Source organism: Microcoleus sp. CZ3-B2, assembly GCF_036705055.1.
Classification (GTDB): Bacteria; Cyanobacteriota; Cyanobacteriia; order Cyanobacteriales; family Microcoleaceae; genus Microcoleus.
The window spans coordinates 1-18,164 of the sequence record NZ_JAUBTN010000048.1 but is presented as its reverse complement, the minus strand read 5'-3'; the positions used below and the strand labels follow the sequence as shown (position 1 = coordinate 18,164).

General features: G+C 46.3%; 18 protein-coding genes. 15 read left to right on the top strand and 3 right to left on the bottom strand.

All coding sequences use genetic code 11. From position 1 onward, the window contains the following. Positions 1–121: 121 nt before the first annotated feature. Complete coding sequence (gene pcrA, locus QUA97_RS19830; RefSeq protein WP_333195633.1) at positions 122–2,470, bottom strand: DNA helicase PcrA; 2,349 nt, start codon at positions 2,468–2,470, stop codon at positions 122–124. A 455-nt stretch (positions 2,471–2,925) separates the two neighbouring features. Continuing rightward, positions 2,926–3,309, bottom strand: a complete 384-nt coding sequence (locus QUA97_RS19825) for a YkvA family protein (protein ID WP_333195632.1) — start codon at positions 3,307–3,309, stop codon at positions 2,926–2,928. 164 nt (positions 3,310–3,473) lie between these two features. Here QUA97_RS19825 and QUA97_RS19820 point away from each other — a divergent pair, with 164 nt between their 5' ends. The 11 genes from QUA97_RS19820 (at position 3,474) to proB (ending at position 14,021) form a co-directional block, all read left to right on the top strand. After that, positions 3,474–4,211 carry an SIMPL domain-containing protein gene (locus QUA97_RS19820; protein WP_194067320.1) on the top strand — a complete coding sequence of 246 codons (738 nt, stop codon included), beginning with the start codon at positions 3,474–3,476 and terminating at the stop codon, positions 4,209–4,211. Positions 4,212–4,490: 279 nt separating this feature from the next. Then, the gene (locus QUA97_RS19815; protein ID WP_333195631.1) at positions 4,491–4,664 is read left to right on the top strand and encodes a hypothetical protein; all 174 of its coding nucleotides are present in this window, start codon (positions 4,491–4,493) and stop codon (positions 4,662–4,664) included. Positions 4,665–4,667: 3 nt separating this feature from the next. After that, a complete protein-coding gene (locus QUA97_RS19810; RefSeq protein ID WP_333195630.1) occupies positions 4,668–5,567 on the top strand; it encodes a flagellar assembly protein H in 900 nt (299 codons plus the stop codon). Between the two features lie 353 nt (positions 5,568–5,920). Then, positions 5,921–7,102 carry a F420-0:Gamma-glutamyl ligase gene (locus QUA97_RS19805; protein ID WP_333195629.1) on the top strand — a complete coding sequence of 394 codons (1,182 nt, stop codon included), beginning with the start codon at positions 5,921–5,923 and terminating at the stop codon, positions 7,100–7,102. A gap of 327 nt (positions 7,103–7,429) precedes the next feature. Next, positions 7,430–8,761 carry a GNAT family N-acetyltransferase gene (locus tag QUA97_RS19800; protein WP_333195628.1) on the top strand — a complete coding sequence of 444 codons (1,332 nt, stop codon included), beginning with the start codon at positions 7,430–7,432 and terminating at the stop codon, positions 8,759–8,761. A 246-nt stretch (positions 8,762–9,007) separates the two neighbouring features. Further along, positions 9,008–9,475, top strand: coding sequence for a Holliday junction resolvase RuvX (gene ruvX, locus QUA97_RS19795; RefSeq protein WP_333114336.1), 468 nt, complete (start codon positions 9,008–9,010; stop codon positions 9,473–9,475). Between the two features lie 107 nt (positions 9,476–9,582). Then, positions 9,583–9,747, top strand: coding sequence for a hypothetical protein (locus QUA97_RS19790; protein WP_333195627.1), 165 nt, complete (start codon positions 9,583–9,585; stop codon positions 9,745–9,747). Positions 9,748–9,776: 29 nt separating this feature from the next. Further along, positions 9,777–10,352: a DUF3727 domain-containing protein gene (locus tag QUA97_RS19785; protein WP_333087112.1), complete on the top strand. Its 576-nt coding sequence runs from the start codon at positions 9,777–9,779 to the stop codon at positions 10,350–10,352. A gap of 372 nt (positions 10,353–10,724) precedes the next feature. After that, positions 10,725–11,849 (top strand): endolytic transglycosylase MltG, encoded by a 1,125-nt coding sequence (gene mltG, locus QUA97_RS19780; RefSeq protein ID WP_333087110.1) that lies wholly within the window; start codon positions 10,725–10,727, stop codon positions 11,847–11,849. Between the two features lie 141 nt (positions 11,850–11,990). After that, positions 11,991–12,512 carry a YqeG family HAD IIIA-type phosphatase gene (locus QUA97_RS19775; RefSeq protein WP_194008478.1) on the top strand — a complete coding sequence of 174 codons (522 nt, stop codon included), beginning with the start codon at positions 11,991–11,993 and terminating at the stop codon, positions 12,510–12,512. A gap of 399 nt (positions 12,513–12,911) precedes the next feature. Next, positions 12,912–14,021, top strand: a complete 1,110-nt coding sequence (proB, locus tag QUA97_RS19770) for a glutamate 5-kinase (RefSeq protein WP_333195626.1) — start codon at positions 12,912–12,914, stop codon at positions 14,019–14,021. A gap of 114 nt (positions 14,022–14,135) precedes the next feature. Here the strand turns inward: proB and QUA97_RS19765 are convergent, their stop codons facing one another. Next, the gene (locus QUA97_RS19765; protein WP_194066474.1) at positions 14,136–14,549 is read right to left on the bottom strand and encodes a hypothetical protein; all 414 of its coding nucleotides are present in this window, start codon (positions 14,547–14,549) and stop codon (positions 14,136–14,138) included. 312 nt (positions 14,550–14,861) lie between these two features. On the opposite strand from QUA97_RS19765, the gene ndk reads away from it, so the two are divergent. The 4 genes from ndk to QUA97_RS19745 all read left to right on the top strand — a co-directional run bounded on the left by ndk (position 14,862) and on the right by QUA97_RS19745 (position 17,937). Then, positions 14,862–15,311 carry a nucleoside-diphosphate kinase gene (gene ndk, locus QUA97_RS19760; RefSeq protein ID WP_194008476.1) on the top strand — a complete coding sequence of 150 codons (450 nt, stop codon included), beginning with the start codon at positions 14,862–14,864 and terminating at the stop codon, positions 15,309–15,311. 274 nt (positions 15,312–15,585) lie between these two features. Then, entirely contained in the window at positions 15,586–15,879 is a 294-nt protein-coding gene (locus tag QUA97_RS19755) for a hypothetical protein (protein ID WP_333195625.1), read from the top strand. After that, entirely contained in the window at positions 15,880–16,092 is a 213-nt protein-coding gene (locus tag QUA97_RS19750; RefSeq protein WP_194008474.1) for a hypothetical protein, read from the top strand. A 219-nt stretch (positions 16,093–16,311) separates the two neighbouring features. After that, positions 16,312–17,937, top strand: a complete 1,626-nt coding sequence (locus QUA97_RS19745; RefSeq protein ID WP_333195624.1) for a bifunctional lysylphosphatidylglycerol flippase/synthetase MprF — start codon at positions 16,312–16,314, stop codon at positions 17,935–17,937. Positions 17,938–18,164 lie beyond the last annotated feature (227 nt).

Sequence of the window (18,164 nt, the reverse complement as noted above, 5' to 3'; positions counted from 1 at the left end):
TGAAGAAAACAATGTAATTTTTACCGCCATTTTTACCGCCCATTCTTCAACCCGCGCACCATCCGGGTTTTGCCTGTACAGACGCGGTTTCAACCGCCGGGTTTTCTGGGAGTTTTTTCTATTACACTCGCTGCAACTTTGCCGTCCTCGGATCGATGATTTTGCGGCCCAAACCTTTAAATTTAATTGCCAGATTAGTTTTATCGCCCACTCCCAAAACGTGGGTAATTTCTCCAACTCCAAAAGCATGATGAAAAACCCGTTCCCCCGTTTTCCATTCTGATGGAGAACTCCCAGAATGGGCGGCTGAATTATTAGTTTTTCCCTGGGATGCAGCAGTTTTCATAGTCTTAGTTTTCTTCGCACTTCCAGCTAGCAAATGTGTCGGTAATTCGCCCAAGAATAGCGAAGGCGTGCAGTGTTCGCGGTATCCTCCCCAGAGGCGGCGTTCGCGAGTGTGGGTGAGAAATAGCAATTCCTGGGCGCGAGTGATGCCGACATAGCACAAACGGCGTTCTTCTTCAACTGCTTTCGGGTCATCTAAACTGCGGAAATTGGGAAATAAACCCTGTTCCATTCCGACTAAAAATACTACGGGAAATTCTAACCCTTTGGCTGAGTGCAGCGTCATCAGCGACACGCGGGAATCGTCTTCTTTCAAATCATCTAAATCGGAGGCTAAGGATGCTTTTGCTAAAAATGATGTTAGCGTCGGTTCTTCGTTTTGTTCTTCAAATTGCAGCACTGCGTTGTACAATTCTCGAACGTTTTCGATGCGATTTTCGGCTTCTTCGGTTCCTTGATTTTTTAAATCGTCAATGTAACCAGAATCTTCGATAATTCCTTGGACAATTTGCGACGCGGGCGTAGTTTCAAGTTTTTGTTGCCAATTACCAATCATGGCGGCAAATTTAATTATAGCTTTTGCCGATCGCCCTGCGAGAGTATTTACAGAAGATTCATCGCTGAGAATTTCCCACAGCGGAATGCCCAATTGAGTTGCAGCGTCTTCGATTTTACCAAATGTCGTGTCGCCAATGCCGCGGCGGGGAGTGTTGATGATACGTTTGAGGCTGACGCTATCGTCGGGATTGGCGATCGTCCGCAGGTATGCTAGGATATCTTTGATTTCTTTGCGATCGTAAAACTTCAGGCCGCCGACAATATTATAGGGAATATCCAAGTACATTAACGCTTCTTCAAAGGAGCGAGATTGAGCGTTGGTGCGGTAGAGAATCGCAAAGTTACTCCCGTGTTCGTATTCGGAATTTTGGCGCTTCAGGGACTGAATTTGACCAGCTACAAATTGCGCTTCTTCTAATTCATTGTCGGCGCGCCATACCACAATCGGAGCTCCGGGTTCGCGAGTCGGGCGCAGAACTTTCTCGATGCGTTCGGTATTGTGTTCGATCAAGTGGTTGGCGACTTGCAGGATGTTTTCGCGCGATCGATAATTTTCCTCTAATTTGACCATCGTCTGAGTTTTTGCATCCGACAAACCATCGCCAAAATCCTCTTGAAATTCCAGCAATATGGTATAATCAGCCATCCGAAAACTGTAAATAGATTGATCCACATCGCCCACCACAAAAATCGAGCGATTTTGCCATTTATCAAACTCTTTCGGGTTGCTGTTATTTGTCACCAACATCCGAATTAAATCGTATTGAGTGCGGTTGGTATCCTGATATTCGTCAACTAAAATATGTCGGAATTTGTGATGCCAATAACTTAAAACTTGCTCATTTTGGCGTAAAAGTTTAACCGGAACTAGAATTAAATCGTCAAAATCTAAACCGTTGTTAGCCGCTAAAGCATCTTGGTAGCGACTGTAAACATCCGCAATTACCCGCCCTCGGTAATCCGGTTCTGCGGCGAGGAATTCTTGAGGAGACCAACCTTGATTTTTAGCGTTGCTGATGACGTAGCGGACTTTGCGCGGGTCAAATTTCTTATCGTCTAAATTGAGGACTTTGGTAACAATTTGTTTGACAAGAGTTTGAGCATCTGACTCGTCAAAAATCGAAAAATTCTTCTTCCATTGGCGGCCTTTTTCGTCTTGATATTTCTCAATATCGTAGCGGAGAATCCGGCCGCACAGAGAGTGAAAGGTTCCCATCCAAATCTGTTTGGTAATTCTATGGTAAATTTGCGATCGCAATTTGGTTTGCACATCCGGCGCTAAATCTGCCAAAGATTTCCCATATTCCGCTTCAGCTTGCTGAGTAGCCAGCAATTTTTCAATTCTTTCTTTCATCTCTCTAGCGGCTTTATTCGTAAATGTCACCGCCAGAATATTTTCGGGATCCACTCGATGGGTACGAACTAAGTTAGCTACGCGGTAAGTTAGTGCCCGGGTTTTCCCCGAACCAGCCCCCGCTACTACTAACAGCGGCCCGTTGTAATGGACGACTGCTTGGCGCTGGGATGGGTTGAGGTGGCTGAGGTGATCGGTAGTAGTTTGAGTCATCGTTGGATGGTTAGTTGTTGGATTTTTTTAAGGGATAAATAATACTTGGTATGTGATAAGCAGATGTTGAAGTCATTAGTCATTAGTCATTAGTCATTAGTCATTAGTCATTAGTCATTAGTCATGTTTTGCTGTCGCCTCCGAGCTTTCCGTCCAACGTCATCAGTCCGATGGAAGTCGGAAGAAGAGATACACAGCAGGCATTTGAGGGATTCGTATTTTACGTTTGATTAGATGGATTCATTTACTCCGAGTTTGTTTAAGGTAATGAGCGATCGCCCTAGAATATAATATCATGAATATCAGACGGCGGTTGAAACCGCGTCTACACAAACGATGTCCGCCTCCGCAGACGAAGAGAGAATAAGGTAAAACATAATTTTCACCGCCTATTATTCAACCCGCGCACCATCCGGGTTTTGTCTGTATAGCCGCGGTTTCAACCGCCGGGTATTCTAACGTTTCAATATTTGTTTGAGCAAAATTGCGGCTAATATTCCCAAGCCAATCCAAATGGCAATAATTACAGCAGCAGCAGCCCGATTTATCGGTTTTCCTCCCTCTATTTTGGCGGCGGCTTTTTCCCGACACTCGGCTAAAACCTGTGGGGGAATCATTTTTAATGCCAGCCAAATTCCCAAAGGTACAATTATTAAATCGTCAAAGTAACCGAAAACTGGAATGAAGTCAGGAATTAGGTCGATCGGGCTAAAAGCGTAGGCAACCGTAAGGCCTGCTAAAATTCTGGCGTACCAAGGTACTCTCGGGTCTGTACTGGCTAAATAAACAGCGTAAGTTTCTTTTTTGAGTCGGCGGCCCACTCGTTTTAAGGATTGCATATAGTAATAACTAATGACTAATGACCAATGACTAATGACTAATGACTAATGACTAATGACTAATGTTTTTTTTTAGTTGCCAAAAATGTAACAGGCTGGATATTTAGTAATTCCCGTGCGAAGGTAAAGTATAGCATCTGTTGTATGTGAGGATAATCAAAGTTATGAATTCAAATTTGCGGCGCGGTACTAGAAATAATTTCCGCAGTCTGTTAACAGCGTTGTGTTTAACGTTAACTTTCGTGAGTTTTGTGAGGTTAGATCCGGCGGTTGCTCAAGAACAGCGGCTCAGAACGTTGACTGTTACCGGGCGGGGTGTGGAAGCGATTCCGACAACTAAAACCCAAGTGCGGCTGGGGGTTGAGGTGCAGGGGAAAACGGCGACCGCGGTGCAGCAGGAAGCGGCGAGGCGATCGTCCGCTGTGGTAGAGTTGCTGCGATCGCGCCAAGTCGAAAAACTCGAAACTGCCGGCATTACCCTCAGCCCGAATTACAGCTACGAAAACAACCAGCAGCGGCTGACAGGGTATACTGCTACGAATACCGTCAGTTTTCAGATTAATACTGAATCTGCAGGCACTTTGCTCGACGATGCGGTGACAGCCGGAGCAACGCGCATTCAAGGTGTGAGTTTTGTGGCCGCCGAAAGCGCGATCGAACAAGCTCAAAAACAAGCACTCAAAAAAGCCACTCAAGACGCTCAATCGCAAGCGGATGCAGTCTTGAGCGCGCTCAACCTCAAGCGCGGCGAGATTCAGGGAATTCAAGTCAACGGTGCGATCGCGCCAGCTCCCGTGTACCGCCAATTTGCTGCTGCTAGGGCTGATGCTAATGCTGCAACGCCTGTGGTGGGAGGGGAACAGCAGATTGAAGCTTCTGTGACTTTGCAAATTGGATATTGATTCCGGCCTGCATTTTCAAGGAACGTAAAATGCGATATCTGGGTGTTTGAGTTTTTTATGCTTGTCTACTTATTGTCAGATAAAACATCTTATATCAATTCCGTTAGCATCGGAATGATATAAACGGAGGACACGGCAGTGCCGTGTCCCTACAATTGATCGTGGTAGGGACACGGCACTGCCGTGTCCTCTATATCATTCCGGTGCAGCCGGAATTGATATTAAATATCTGACAGCAACATTATAAAATTAAATCATAAAATATGAAAGCAAATTTTTATGACGCGATTTATTCACGATCGCTTTGCCAAAGACTTGTTGACAGAACTGCTGTCTCCCATCGGAACGGTGAATATCGGGCATGATGTTACTGCCGAAGTCCGAGAAATCGATGTTTATTTCATTCCCAGCACTGTAATTCCCGAATACTCAGCAACTTTAGGATTGTTGTGAAAAATGGCTGATACGGCGGCAATTTTTGAACCGTTTTGCAATCCAGTAACTGTCGGCGAAGTCATTAGCTGTATGAGTAAGTTATGGGATTTGCGGGGTGAATTGGAGCGGCAAGCCCGAAGAGAAAATACTCGCTACGACGATGCTAAGCTGCCCTTATTGTGGATTTTGACACCTACAGCGTCGAAAGCACTGCTGGAGGGTTTTGGTGCGGTACCCAAGCCGGATGATTGGCTCGATGGCATTTATTTTTTGCCGAGGCATTTGAAATCGGCAATGGTGGTGATTCACCAATTGCCCGAAACTCCCGAAACGTTGTGGTTGAGGATTTTAGGCAAAGGAAAAGTGCAGCAAAGGGCGATCGCCGAACTGAGCTATTTAGCAACCGACGATCCGTTACGGATTATCGCGCTAGAATTGCTGTATCAGTTACAGTCAAACTTAGTAACCGATACCGAACAAGAGTTACAGCCAGAAGAGCGGGAGTTAATTATGGCGATCCCATCACTTTTTAGAGAACAGTTAGAAGCCGCACAACAACAAGGATTAGAACAAGGCAGGCAAACACAACAGCGCTTAATCTTAGAGAATTTCCTGCAAGTGCGATTTGGAGAAGTTAACTCAAAAATGACAGCTTTTTTATCTCCAATATCAAAGTTGCCCGCTGCGGAATTTACAGTGCTGTTGCTGGCAATATCCATGCTGACAGTGGATGAAGCAGGAAGACAACAAGCGGTTAAATTATTAGCAGAAAATGTCTTGAGAATGCGCCAAAATGAATTGGAGGATATTCTGCCTGCTGCCCTTACCAATTTATTAGCAATGCCGGTGGAACAATTGACACTGTTTGTAGAACAATTACCTCAGTTGTCGGCTGATGAAGTAAGAGCAAGGTTGGAATAAAAACCGCGATAATATTTGTTCGGGCAGTCATAAAGTCTACCCGAATTTCCCGCCATCCCGTGCAAGTCATCCGAAAAATCTATTTCGATCGCGCCCATCCCACGGGAGCATCTCATATTTGTAAAAATACTTCTTTTGACTCCTTCTTTCTTCCTCTTTCCTCCTGTCTCCTGTCTCCTGTCTCCTGTCTCCTACCTCCAATTTCTAGCTTGGCTGCAAAAGTGAGATGCTCCCCATCCCACTCCCAACCCCGCCCCCAACAACCCCCACAACTTCCAATTACTACCGGATCGGATCGCGAAGTACCCGATATCGACTACAGTAAACACAAAATATTATTGGCGGTGATTTGAGTGATTGAGAGTTTAGCAACAGGAATCGCAGCAGCAGGTTCGCTGCTAGCATTGGGCGGATTGGGCCTAGAGTTGAACTATCGCCGGACTGGGAGTGCAAATAAACTAGAACTTACAGCCGGAGAATGGCACTTAGCCATAAACGAACCCAATCGCTATCTTTTAGTCGGGGAAATGGAATTCCGCAACCTGACACAGCGGTTCGAGGTGATGTTGCCGGAAGTGCGCGCACAGGTGAAACTGCTGTCAGACGCAAGTTTGGATGGCGTGACTTTCCAGACAAAAGTGATTCCTTGTCACAAAGACGCAAAAGCCCGATCGGACGATTACTGGTTCGGCTATATTGTAAAAGCCCAACAAAACACCAAAATTAAAGTCTCTGTAGACATTCAAGGGCAAGATTTAACCAAATTGCAGTCAGCTTGGGTGCAAATACATTTCGTCACCTACGGCCCAGGCGGGCGCATCCCCAAAATCCGCAACGTAGTAGTACCGCTGCAATTTCCCAACTCCGACACCGTACCCGTCGCCCGCAATGTCGGAGTTGCCGAAGTCTTGCCAATTCGCACCCACATACTGGCAGAACTAGACGATCCCGTCGAAATTGTCAAGCGCTACGTGCTGCCGCGCGCCCAGAAAGGTGATATTGTCGCCCTTGCAGAAACTCCCCTAGCTTTGATGCAGGGACGCTACCACCACCCCAGCGAAGTTAAACCCGGATGGGTAGCCAAGCGAGTTTGCTTGTTTTTCTTGCCGATGTCGAGTTTGGCCACGGCTTGCGGAATGCAAACTTTGGTGGATGTAGTTGGGCCTTGGCGCGTAGTTGCAGCATTTGCGATCGGCTCTGTAGCTAAAATATTGGGTAAACCGGGAGTCTTTTACCAGTTAGCAGGGGAACAAGCAAGGCTAATCGACGACGTTACCGGGACTCTGCCTCCCTTCGACCAATTTATTGTGCTTGGCCCGGACAATCCCCAGCAAGTTGTAGAAGAAATTCAGCGAGAAACTGGACTTGCGGCGGCGATCGTAGACGCCAATGACTTGAAAGCAGTTAAGATATTAGCAGCGACCTCCGATTTATCGGTAACATTTTTAGAGCAAGCCTTGCGAAGCAACCCCGCCGGGAATGCTGACGAGCGAACACCGGTCGTATTGATTCGACCTCTGCCACAGAAATCTTGATTTTAAAACTGAAAATTAAAAATTCAAATTAAAAATTAAAAAAAGATGATTTGAAATTTTTAATTTTCCCTCGATCGAGAAAGGGAGAAGCATCAAAAGTTTTTAGTTCGCGGACGCACGGGCTGCCAGAAACCGGGTTTTTAAAAGCGTTTCCTTCGCAGTAACCCACAGCAAGAGTAAAAAACCCGGTTTCTTTGTAGGCGCTCGCGTCCCCGAACAGGTTCTAAGTTTTGAACGCAAAATTAACGCCTTCAAAACTCAAAACTTCCCTAACTTTTCCCCTTTCTGAAATTTTATTTAAAAACTTCCATTCCCCACTTTCGTGCTATGACTTCATTTACCTCTCAAAACCAAAACCAGGTTGTGATTCGCCCGTTTCAGTACCGCGACATCGAGGCGATGGAACAACTGTGCGCGGAAACAGCCGAACAACCAGAAAAACGCAAGGGTGCAAGCTGCGACTTGGTACTAGGTAAAAAATTGCAGCAGATTCGTCGCTGGTACGGAATGCTAAAGCTGCTTAGCTTGTTTCCCAACCCTTGTCAGTCTTTGTTTCGGGCCCACGTTGCTGAAGAACAGGGGAAAGTTAAGGGCATAATTCAGATTTCTCCTTTCAACCGCACCCGCAGCACTTGGCGGATAGATCGCATCGGAGTAGACCCAGAAGCCCGCAGCAAAGGCATTGGTTCCATGCTGCTGCGGTACTGCTTTGAGGCAGTCTGGGAGGCGCGGACGTGGCTGTTGGAGGTGAACGTCGGCGACAAAAACTCCCTGGCTTTGTACCGGCAGAACGGGTTTCAGCCGTTGGCGCAGATGACTTACTGGACGATCGCTCCAGAACGCCTGCAATTCATGGCAAACTCAACCCCAGATTTGCCCAACCTGCTGCCGGTCAGCAACGCGGACGCTCAATTGCTGTATCAACTCGATACCGCATCGATGCCGCCCTTGGTGCGCCAAGTATTCGATCGGCACATTCAAGACTTCAAAACCAGTTTTTTCGGCGCTTTAGTCGAAGGTGCCAGACAGTGGCTGGCGAAAACAGAAGTAGTCAGCGGTTACGTGTTTGAACCGCAGCGCAAAGCCGCGATCGGCTATTTTCAGGTGCAGCTATCCCGCAACGGCGAAGCGCCACACGTCGCCCAGTTGACCGTACACCCGGCCTACACTTGGCTGTACCCGGAACTGCTATCCCAGATGGCGCGACTCGTTCAAGACTTCCCCGTTCAAAGCCTGCAACTAGCTTCCGCCGACTATCAACCGGAACGCGAAGCTTATTTAGAGCAATTTGGAGCCGTGCGCGTGGAACACAGCTTGCTGATGTCTCGATCGGTATGGCACAAACTGCGCGAATCAAAGTTAGTCTCCCTCGAAGGACTCCAACTATCAGAAATGTTGCAGAGCTTCCAACCAACTCGCAAACCCGTACCGGGTCGGATGTCCTGGCTAGGCCCGATGGCTGGGGAAGCCGCAGCAGGGCCCGCGTCCTCAGAGATTAAACCGTTTTTGTCGGACTCAGGAAACGGTCAAGCCGATCGAATTAACCCCTTGAACGGCCAAAATTCCGAATCAGCAGCAACAGATGCCAACAGCATTTTGCCTCTGAATTTGCCGGAATTGCCTCCAGACGGCGGCTCGCTAGGAGAACTCAATTCTTAACAATCAAAAGCAGAAGGTAGCAGGTAGAAAGCAGAAAAGAATAGAATTAATCATTCAACAAATTACTTTTTTTTCTGTCATGTTTACAGGAATTTCCTTCTGCTTTTGATTGATACCAACTTAATATTGCCTATTATCTTCTTGCTTTCTTCTGTTATTCCTTCGCGTTCTTTGCGTCTTCGCGGTTCGTTAAATAAAATTGTATCCGCCCAAAAACAGTAAATCTAAAAACTAAAATCGATAATAATGTCCAACGAAAAATTATGGATTTCAGCCCTCGGATTAGATATCGGCAGCAAACGAGTCGGCATCGCCGGATGTGACGGCACAGGTTTAATCGCTACGGGGATTACTACTCTGGTGCGATCGTCCTTCGATCGCGACGTAGCTTGTCTGCGAGAACTCGTCCGATCGCGCGGAGTAAAAATTTTGGTTGCAGGCTTGCCCTACTCCATGAACGGAGAATTGGGCAATCAAGCGCGACAAGTGCAGAAATATGCTGGCCGCATCGCCGAGGCCTTAGAACTCCCCCTAGAATACGCAGATGAGCGCCTGACTTCGGTTGAGGCAGAGGAATTGATTCAAGCACAAGGAATTTCGCCTTCGCAAAATAAGGGTTCGATCGATCGCAAAGCAGCAGCGCTGATTTTGCAGCGGTGGTTGGATATGAGAAGACAAAATATCGCCCCTGTTCCCAATCGTGATAGCTTTTAACAAAGCCGTGATATCCTAGTTGTGCAAGTTTGCTAGGCACACCTGTAACCGTTGACATACTTGAGAAAATTTCGCTGTACCCTTCGGTACTGAAGCAGCACAAAATTGTGATTTGTCCTCAGTGTCGCTCTGGACTAGACAGAAATTTAAACGCTGCACTCTCCGCGTGGAAAATGCCGCGAGTCTCGCAGTTTAAACTTGTGGGCTGGCGATCGCCCGCGCCGCCAGAATATCGCCACGAAAACTCCCCATTGTCAAGCACAAATTACTGAATAATTGACGGAAAATTAAGATACACGCGATGTCCTCATCCCCAAACCGCAAAGAGAATGGCAGTTCCAACGAAGAGTCCGTCACCCTGACGGATGAATTCGGGCGCTCGCTGACTTGCAACATAGAGCATTCGATGAACCTAGAAGGTCAAGAATATGCTTTGCTGATTCCGATCGACTCTCCAGTAGAAATTTTTACTTGGCACGGAGACGAAAGCGACGAAGCAGCAATTCCTGTAGAAGACGAGACCGAAATTGACAAAATTTTTGATATTGCTCAAGTTGTGCTGCAAGAGCAGAACTTGACACTCCGGCGCACGGCGGTGACGCTGACTGTAGTTGGCGAATTGCCAGAATTTCCCGACGAGGAGATGGCACCGGATACCGATCCCGATGAAGAGTCGGATTTCGAGGAACTGATGTGGCTGACCAGCTTCTATCACGAAGAACAGGAATATGCCATTTATACTCCTCTCGATCCGTTCTTTATCTTGGCTCGCATCAATGATGACGGCGAGCCGGAATTGCTCTCGGAAGAAGAGTTCCAAAGGCTCGAACCGATGTTGCCGATGCTAGAAGACCAGTTTTTTGACGAGCCTGATTAGATATTGATTGCAGGCAGAAGACCTGACGGCAAAAAGCAGAATTTTTGATTATCTTATGGTTAGAAGTTAACTGCTTGCCCGATCGAACTTTTTCGAGATTGTGCCTTCTGCCCTGTCCGCTCAGGGTGTTGAATTGAGCCGCGCCAATATGGTTGCGGAGCGTCGATTTTAGATTTTAGATTTACTTGCAGCTAGGTGAATCTGGGATGTTGAACTCTTGTCTAAAATTTCAGTCTCTCCACGACTGAACTCGGGGGCTTATATCAGTTTTTGGGTGGATCGAACAGGCTGCATCCCTGACTTTCGGTCAACAATCGCAGAGAGTTAGTCATTAGTCGTTAATTAATTGGCGCTTATCGAGGACAACGCACTATGAGCAAAGAACAACTGACAAAAAGCAGCGAGTCTGAGAGCCGAAAAGCTGCTCCGCAACTTTCAAAATGGTTGTTTTATCTGGTGTTGCTGCCGGCAATTTGGGGTGTTTGCGCTTGGCAGGGCTGGGCTTGGTGGAGCTGGGCTTCGGCCGCTCCTAAAATCGCTGAAACCTCAACTTCTTCGGGAGATGGTGCTGCTGTTTCCATCCAAATTCCCCCCGGTACTTCCAGTCAACAAATCGGGCAGGATTTGGAAGCCGCGGGCTTAATTCGATCGGCAGGAGCATGGGATATGTGGGCCCGCTGGCTGACAATGCAAAACCGCGACGGAGGTTTTAAAGCCGGAACTTACCAACTGTCGGCGACTCAGCCTCTGAGTGCGGTTGCTGAGAAAATTTGGAATGGCGAAGTCGCACAGCAGAGTTTCACGATTCCCGAAGGGTGGTCGATGCAACAAATGAGTGCTTATTTTGAAGCCCAAGGTTTTTTCCCGGCTAAGGATTTTATGGCGGCAGCGAGTCAAGTTCCCTACGCTCAGTACCCTTGGCTACCCAGCGGCTTGCCTCATTTGGAAGGGTTTTTGTACCCGGATACTTATCAGCTAGACGGCGATGCAATTAGCCCGGAAGCTGTCATTAAGCAAATGCTCGATCGTTTCGAGCGGTTAGCTTTGCCGGTCTATCAAAAAAATCAGAACAATACTAAGTTTTCTTTGAAAGAGTGGGTGACGCTGGCGAGTATTGTGGAAAAAGAAGCCGTGGTGGCGAGCGAGCGCAATCGCATTTCAGGCGTGTTCAACAACCGTCTGAAAAACAATATGCCCTTGGGCTCCGATCCTACAGTTGAATATGCCCTCGGCATCAGGCAAACTAAGGAGAAGCCTTTGACTTTTAAGCAGGTGGAAACGCCTTCTCCTTACAATACTTATATCAATGTAGGGCTGCCGCCAACTCCGATCGCGTCTCCGGGAATTGCCAGTTTGGAAGCTACTCTGGCTCCTGAAAATACGGAATATCTGTATTTTATGGCTCGGTACGACGGCACTCACATTTTCAGCCGCACCCTGGCCGAACACAATGCTGCTGTGGCTCAAGTTGACCAAAAAGTGCGATCGGGTCAATAGATTGGCAAAAACTAATACAAAAGTAAAAAGTAACAAAGCAAAAGCAATAACGCTCGCTGGAGATTTTTTACTTTTTTAATCCTTAACTTCCAATTTCTTATTTCTGAATCTAAAATCTAAAATCTCAACTCTAAAATCATTATGACTTGGGGTAAACTATTACAGCCTGACTTAGTTTTAGGCAATTCGATCGTAAATTTAACTGCAGATATTCTTCAGGAATATCAGATTAAAGGATTAGTTTTGGATGTGGACGACACTCTCGTTCCCATGACAGCAATGAATGCTTCTCCCGAACTCAGCGTGTGGGTGGAAGAAATTAAACCGATAGTATCGCTGTGGTTGGCGAGCAATAATTTAAGTCAGACTCGGATCGGTCGAATTGCTGAGTCGTTGAATCTACCTTATATTACTGGTGCTGCTAAACCGTCGCGCCGCAAGTTGCGAAAAGCTGTGACGGCGATGAATTTGCCGGTGGAACAGGTGGCGATGGTGGGCGATCGACTTTTTACGGATGTTTTGGCCGGCAATCGTTTGGGTATGTTTACTATTTTAGTCGAGCCAATGATTGATGCTGGCTACGCGCTTCGCAAGTATCCGGTGCGCTCTTTTGAAGTGTGGGTTTCTCAAGCTTTGGGGGCAACTCTGAAAATTAAAGATTAGTCAGTTGTCATTAGTCAGTAGTCAGTAGTCAGTAGTCATTAGTCATTAGTCAGTAGTCAGTAGTCATTGGTAATTGGTTAGTAGTTAGCAGTCATACCAAATTCGGGTTTTGGATACCCTTTATGAACCAGTCGGCGCAGGCCGACATCGTTTGTGTAGACGCGGTTTCAACCGCCGAATCATATATTACCCGGATTTGGTATCATCAGTGATTAGACATATCATAAAAAGCCTGTTTGGAACAGGCATCCTGCCTGTTCCACAATAGTTATTGGAGAGGTATATTAGTAATTAATCTGAAATATTGTTTATGAATAGGCCGTTTGGAACTCGATCGCAATTAAATAAAAAAGCTCTGATTGTCATAACAAACAACAAATAACTAATAACAAATAACAAATGACTCAAACTATTGTTGTTAAAATAGGAACTTCGACTCTGACTCGATCGACTACCGGAAACTTAGCTCTCTCAACTATTGCTGCATTAGTCGAAATATTAGCAGGTTTGCGGCAGAGCGGCCATCGAGTAGTTTTGGTTTCTTCCGGTGCGGTGGGCGTGGGTTGCGCGCGCTTGGGTTTGACGGAACGCCCGCGAAATATCGCTATGAAACAGGCTGTGGCCGCCGTGGGCCAAGGGCGGCTGATGCGCGTGTACGATGACTTGTTTACTACTCTACAACAGCCGATCGCCCAAGTATTGCTCACTAGGGGCGATTTAGTGCAGCGCAACGGTTATGTTAACGCTTGCAATACCTTTGGGCAACTGCTGAAGTTGGGCGTGATTCCGATCGTCAACGAGAACGATACAGTAGCGATAGACGAGCTCAAATTTGGTGATAACGACACGCTTTCGGCGCTAGTAGCGAGTTTGGTAGAAGCAGATTGGTTGTTCGTGCTCACAGATGTCGATCGGCTGTATTCTGCAGATCCGCGCAGCAATCCCGACGCGCAGCCGATCGCCCTAGTCCAAAGTATGGCACAGCTCACAGAATTGCAGATCAAAATAGGAGATTCCCGCAGCGGTTGGGGAACCGGCGGAATGCTAACAAAAATTGAAGCAGCCAGAATCGCCACAGCATCGGGAGTGCGGACAGTCATCACAGACGGCTGTTTTCCTGGTAATATCGAAAAAATACTTAACGGAGAGTCGATCGGCACTCAATTCGAGCCGCAACCTCGCCCAGTAAACGCTCGCAAACACTGGATAGCCAACGTGCTAATTCCAGCAGGAAAACTGTATTTAGATGCGGGTGCTGTCAAAGCAATTTCCCACGGCGGAAAATCGCTGTTAGCTGCCGGAATTTTTCAAGTAGAAGGAGAGTTTCAAGCAGATGATTCCGTGCAGTTGTGCGACGGAGAAGGCAAACAAATTGCCAGAGGACTTGTGAATTATAGCAGTTTAGAACTGAAACAAATTCAGGGATGTAAGTCCGATAAAATTGCAGAAATTTTAGGCTACGCAGGCGTAGAAACAGCAGTACACCGAGACAATTTAGTAATAGTTTAAGTAAGTCATTAATTGTCGGGGCGGGTTGAGCTGAACATCCCAGAAAAAAGCGACAAAACACAGGCAAAACCCGCCCGCCCCATCGCAGATTTATTGGCACTAACAATCTCAGATTTATTGATACTCAAAAGCGCGATCGAACGCAGGAATCGAAGATACTTGCAGCACAGTATTGCCAGAATTTGTTTTGCTGGGTCCGAACAACTCTTTCATCGCTTCAGTAAATAATTCAAATACATCTTTTGCTAATTTTAAAGCCGCTTGACGTTCGGAATCAGTAACTTCCATCTCTGTCAAAACTTGCAACATTTCAGGTGTGTTCACAATCTGATGACTTTCCCAACCCACAGAACCTCCTTCAAAATAAACATATTCTTTGTTAGTAGCTTCTTGCAACTCCATTACCACAGCTAGCGCCGCCTCGAAAAAAAACGTAGCAGTTGCTTCCAGGACTTCGACTAAAACCAACTTCTGAAGGAGAGAAGCTTTCCAAGCATACCGTTCTAGCACCGAACAAAGCGAGCGCATTTTTTGAATTTCTTCACCCCAAAGCAGCCGGAAGTCGCCATAATATCAAATCCTCTCTTCATCGGAATGATTCAGATATATATTCTCGGACTCTGTGTACTCTGTGTTCTAGCGCCGGTTAAATCACCTGACGATGCAAGCGGAAACGATATAATTCATTAAAACGAAGCAATCTTAGTCTCGGCGATTGCTTCGTTCCTCGCAATGACACTTCTGTCTAAAATAACAATTTGCTCTTCCCAGAATTGCCATTGGGTACATTGTGAGCTACTCTATCTTTTGGATCGGTTAAGAAAATAATAGGAGTTAATCTTGGAACGGACTTTTTTAGCGATTAAACCCGACGGCGTACAGCGCGGACTCGTCGGTCAAATTATCAGTCGTTTTGAAGCCAAAGGCTTCACGCTAGTTGGGATGAAGCTAATCACGGCGAGTCGGGAACTAGCCGAACAGCATTACGCCGTACACAAAGAAAGACCGTTTTTTGCGGGACTGGTAGACTTCATCATTTCTGGGCCAATGGTGGCGATGGTGTGGGAAGGCGAGGGCGTGGTGGCGTCGGCGAGAAAAATCATTGGCGCTACAAATCCTCTGTATTCTGAACCTGGGACAATTCGCGGCGATTTTGGTGTGAATGTCGGCCGCAACATCATTCACGGTTCTGATGCTGTGGAAACTGCGAACCAAGAAATTAATCTCTGGTTCAAATCGGATGAATTGAGTAATTGGACTTCTTGCTTGAGTCCTTGGATTCTGGAGTAGTATTGATATTCTCCCGATAGTTAATCGGGAGATATTCTAAGTTTTAATCAATACAAAGCCGGATTTATATAGAAACCGAATTTCTTCCTAAATCCCAGAAATTGGGTTTGTTTCGAAATTTATTGCGCCCAACCGAAAATCTCATAGAAACCCGGTTCCTCGCTACGAAACGATAGAATTAGATGCACTTAAATCCCCGAAACCGGGTTTGTTTCGAGATTTATTGCGCCCAACCGAAAATCTCATAGAAACCCGGTTTCTCGCTACCCAATGAATGAAATTCGATCGCAAATCCGCGATTGTTAACGGCCATTCTCCAATTCGCGGGATGGTGGAAATCGAACAGGCGCAGTTGAGCGGGGAACAGGGAGAAAGGGAACATCAGCGCGATCGCGAACAAATACAATTATACAAGCAAAAGGAAGAAGAGCAGAAAGATCGCGATCGAGATAAAATGATAAAAAGCGCGATCGCCAACTTGAGAATATCATCTTTTTTGTCGGAACTGCGATCGGCGGCGGCCAAATCTTTTCAGCAGCCTATCCCTAATCAAGGATACACCCATTAAATGGCAACCCGATTCTTCCCTCCCGCTTCATCCCTTCACCGCGACGATTATCTGGAGTTTGCTTGGCGGTTTAGGATTGGGCGGGCTGATATTAGTTATGCTGTGGGTGGTAAGGAAAATATTCCCCAAGTCGTAGTCGCAGCTAAGAAAAATATTGCCCAGGTAGGGGCGACTTCACCAACAATCTTTAATTCCCACCGACAATTTACATAAACCCCCCCCCACCCAACTACGAACCTAAATAAAACTCATCAAACAAAAAAACCGGCTTTCTTACCAAAACCAGCCTACCCCGAACACAAAACACAATCGCGATCGGCCATTGCTTTCATAATATATCCCTAGGGCAAATGTTGTTAAAATTATTAAAGGTGAACAGTGTTATCCCGAACAAATAGGATTGGACTATGGACCGCATCCTTTTTAACTGGATTGGTAGGAATTATTAACCTGCTATCTGCCGTAACTCCCAGTTTACCCGATCGCCGAAATTGGCTGGAACCGTTTTTTCCTTTTACCGTCCGTGCAGGAAGCCATTTTTTTGCAGCCGTTATCGGGTTTATGTTGCTAACTTTAGCTGCTAATTTGTTGCGGCGCAAGCGGATTGCTTGGTTGTTGACTGTGGGACTGTTAAACGTTTCTATCGTAGTTCATTTAGTTAAGGGATTAGATATTGAAGAAAGTTTGCTTTCTGGGGTGCTGCTGTTGCAATTATTGGTGATGCGGAAGACATTTACCGCTCAATCCGATCGCCCTTCAATTGCTCAAGGAATCCGCGTTTTGGTAGGCGCTTTATTATTTACACTCGCTTACGGTACGGCTGGTTTTTATATATTGGACGGGCGTTTTGAAGTTAACGAACGAGCAGTTAATTTCAATTTGGACGATGCTTTGTACCAGACTTTCGCTATGTTTTTTACGGCGGACAATGCGGGTTTGGTTCCGAAAACTCGGTTTGCTAACTTTTTCGCAGATTCGATTTATGCTGTCGGTGCGGTAACGCTTGGTTACGCACTTTTGATGCTGCTGCGGCCGGTGCTGCTGCGAAATTCGGCAAGTATTTCGGAACGCAATAAAGCTCAGGAAGTTGTAGCAGAATACGGGCGGACAACCCTAGCGAGACTGGCGTTGCTTGAGGATAAATCTTATTATTTTAGTGCTTCGGGAAAAAGTACGATCGCCTACGTGCCCAAAGGTAGAGGCGCGATCGCCCTCGGAGACCCCATCGGGCCTGCAGAAGACCGCAAAGAGGCAATTCTGGGGTTTCAAGAATTTTGCGATCGCAACGATTGGTATCCAGCATTTTATCAAACTTTGCCCGACGATTTAGAAATGTATTCTACTCTCGGTTTTCGAGTATTACAAATTGGCGAAGAAGCGATTGTAAATCTCAAAAGTTTTACTCTCAAAGGCAAGGCAAATCAAAACTTAAGAACTGCGATTAACCGACTGACAAAAGCAGGCCATCGTATTGAATTTTACGAACCTCCTTTAAGTTTGGAATTGATGCGACAAATGAAATCTGTTAGCGACGAGTGGCTGCAAATGGTTCAGGGTGCGGAAAAACAGTTTTCTGTGGGTTGGTTTAACGAGGCATATTTGCAGAAAACGCGCGCCGTAGCAATTCACACTCCCGACGGTAAAATTAGTGCTTTTGCGAATATGATATCTGTGGGTAATGATGCGATCGGAGTTGATTTAATGCGGCGGCGCACTGAGGTAGAAAATGGCACGATGGAGTGTTTATTTGCTTCGATGTTGCAGCACTGTCAAGAATTGGGCTATGCAGAATTTGATTTGGGTTTGTCGGCTTTGGCGGGAGTCGGAGAAGAGGGTAAATCCGGGCGGTTAGAAAAGGTTTTGATTTATCTTTCGGATCACTTGAGCAAGTTTTATAATTTTAAGGGATTGCACAGTTTTAAAGATAAGTTTGGGCCGCGCTGGGAACCGCGTTATTTTGTTTATCCAAGTTTGGGAAGTTTGCCGGATGTTGTGGTTGCTTTGATTCGGGCCGATTCGGGCGATAGGCTTTTGGATTATTTGCGTCCGGGAAGTTAGGCAATTTTAGATTGAAGATTGAAGGTTTTAACGCAGCAATTACCAACAAATAGGAGCGGTTTATGAATTTGACGCTGAATCTATCACCTGAATTGGAGCAATATCTCTTACAGTCTGCTGAGCGGCGCGGTATTTCTGTGGAGGAAGTAACCTGACGGGGTGACAACCCCGTTAAAACATAGACTCAATCAAGGACATAGCTCTCATACCCTTCTGAAAAAATGGCA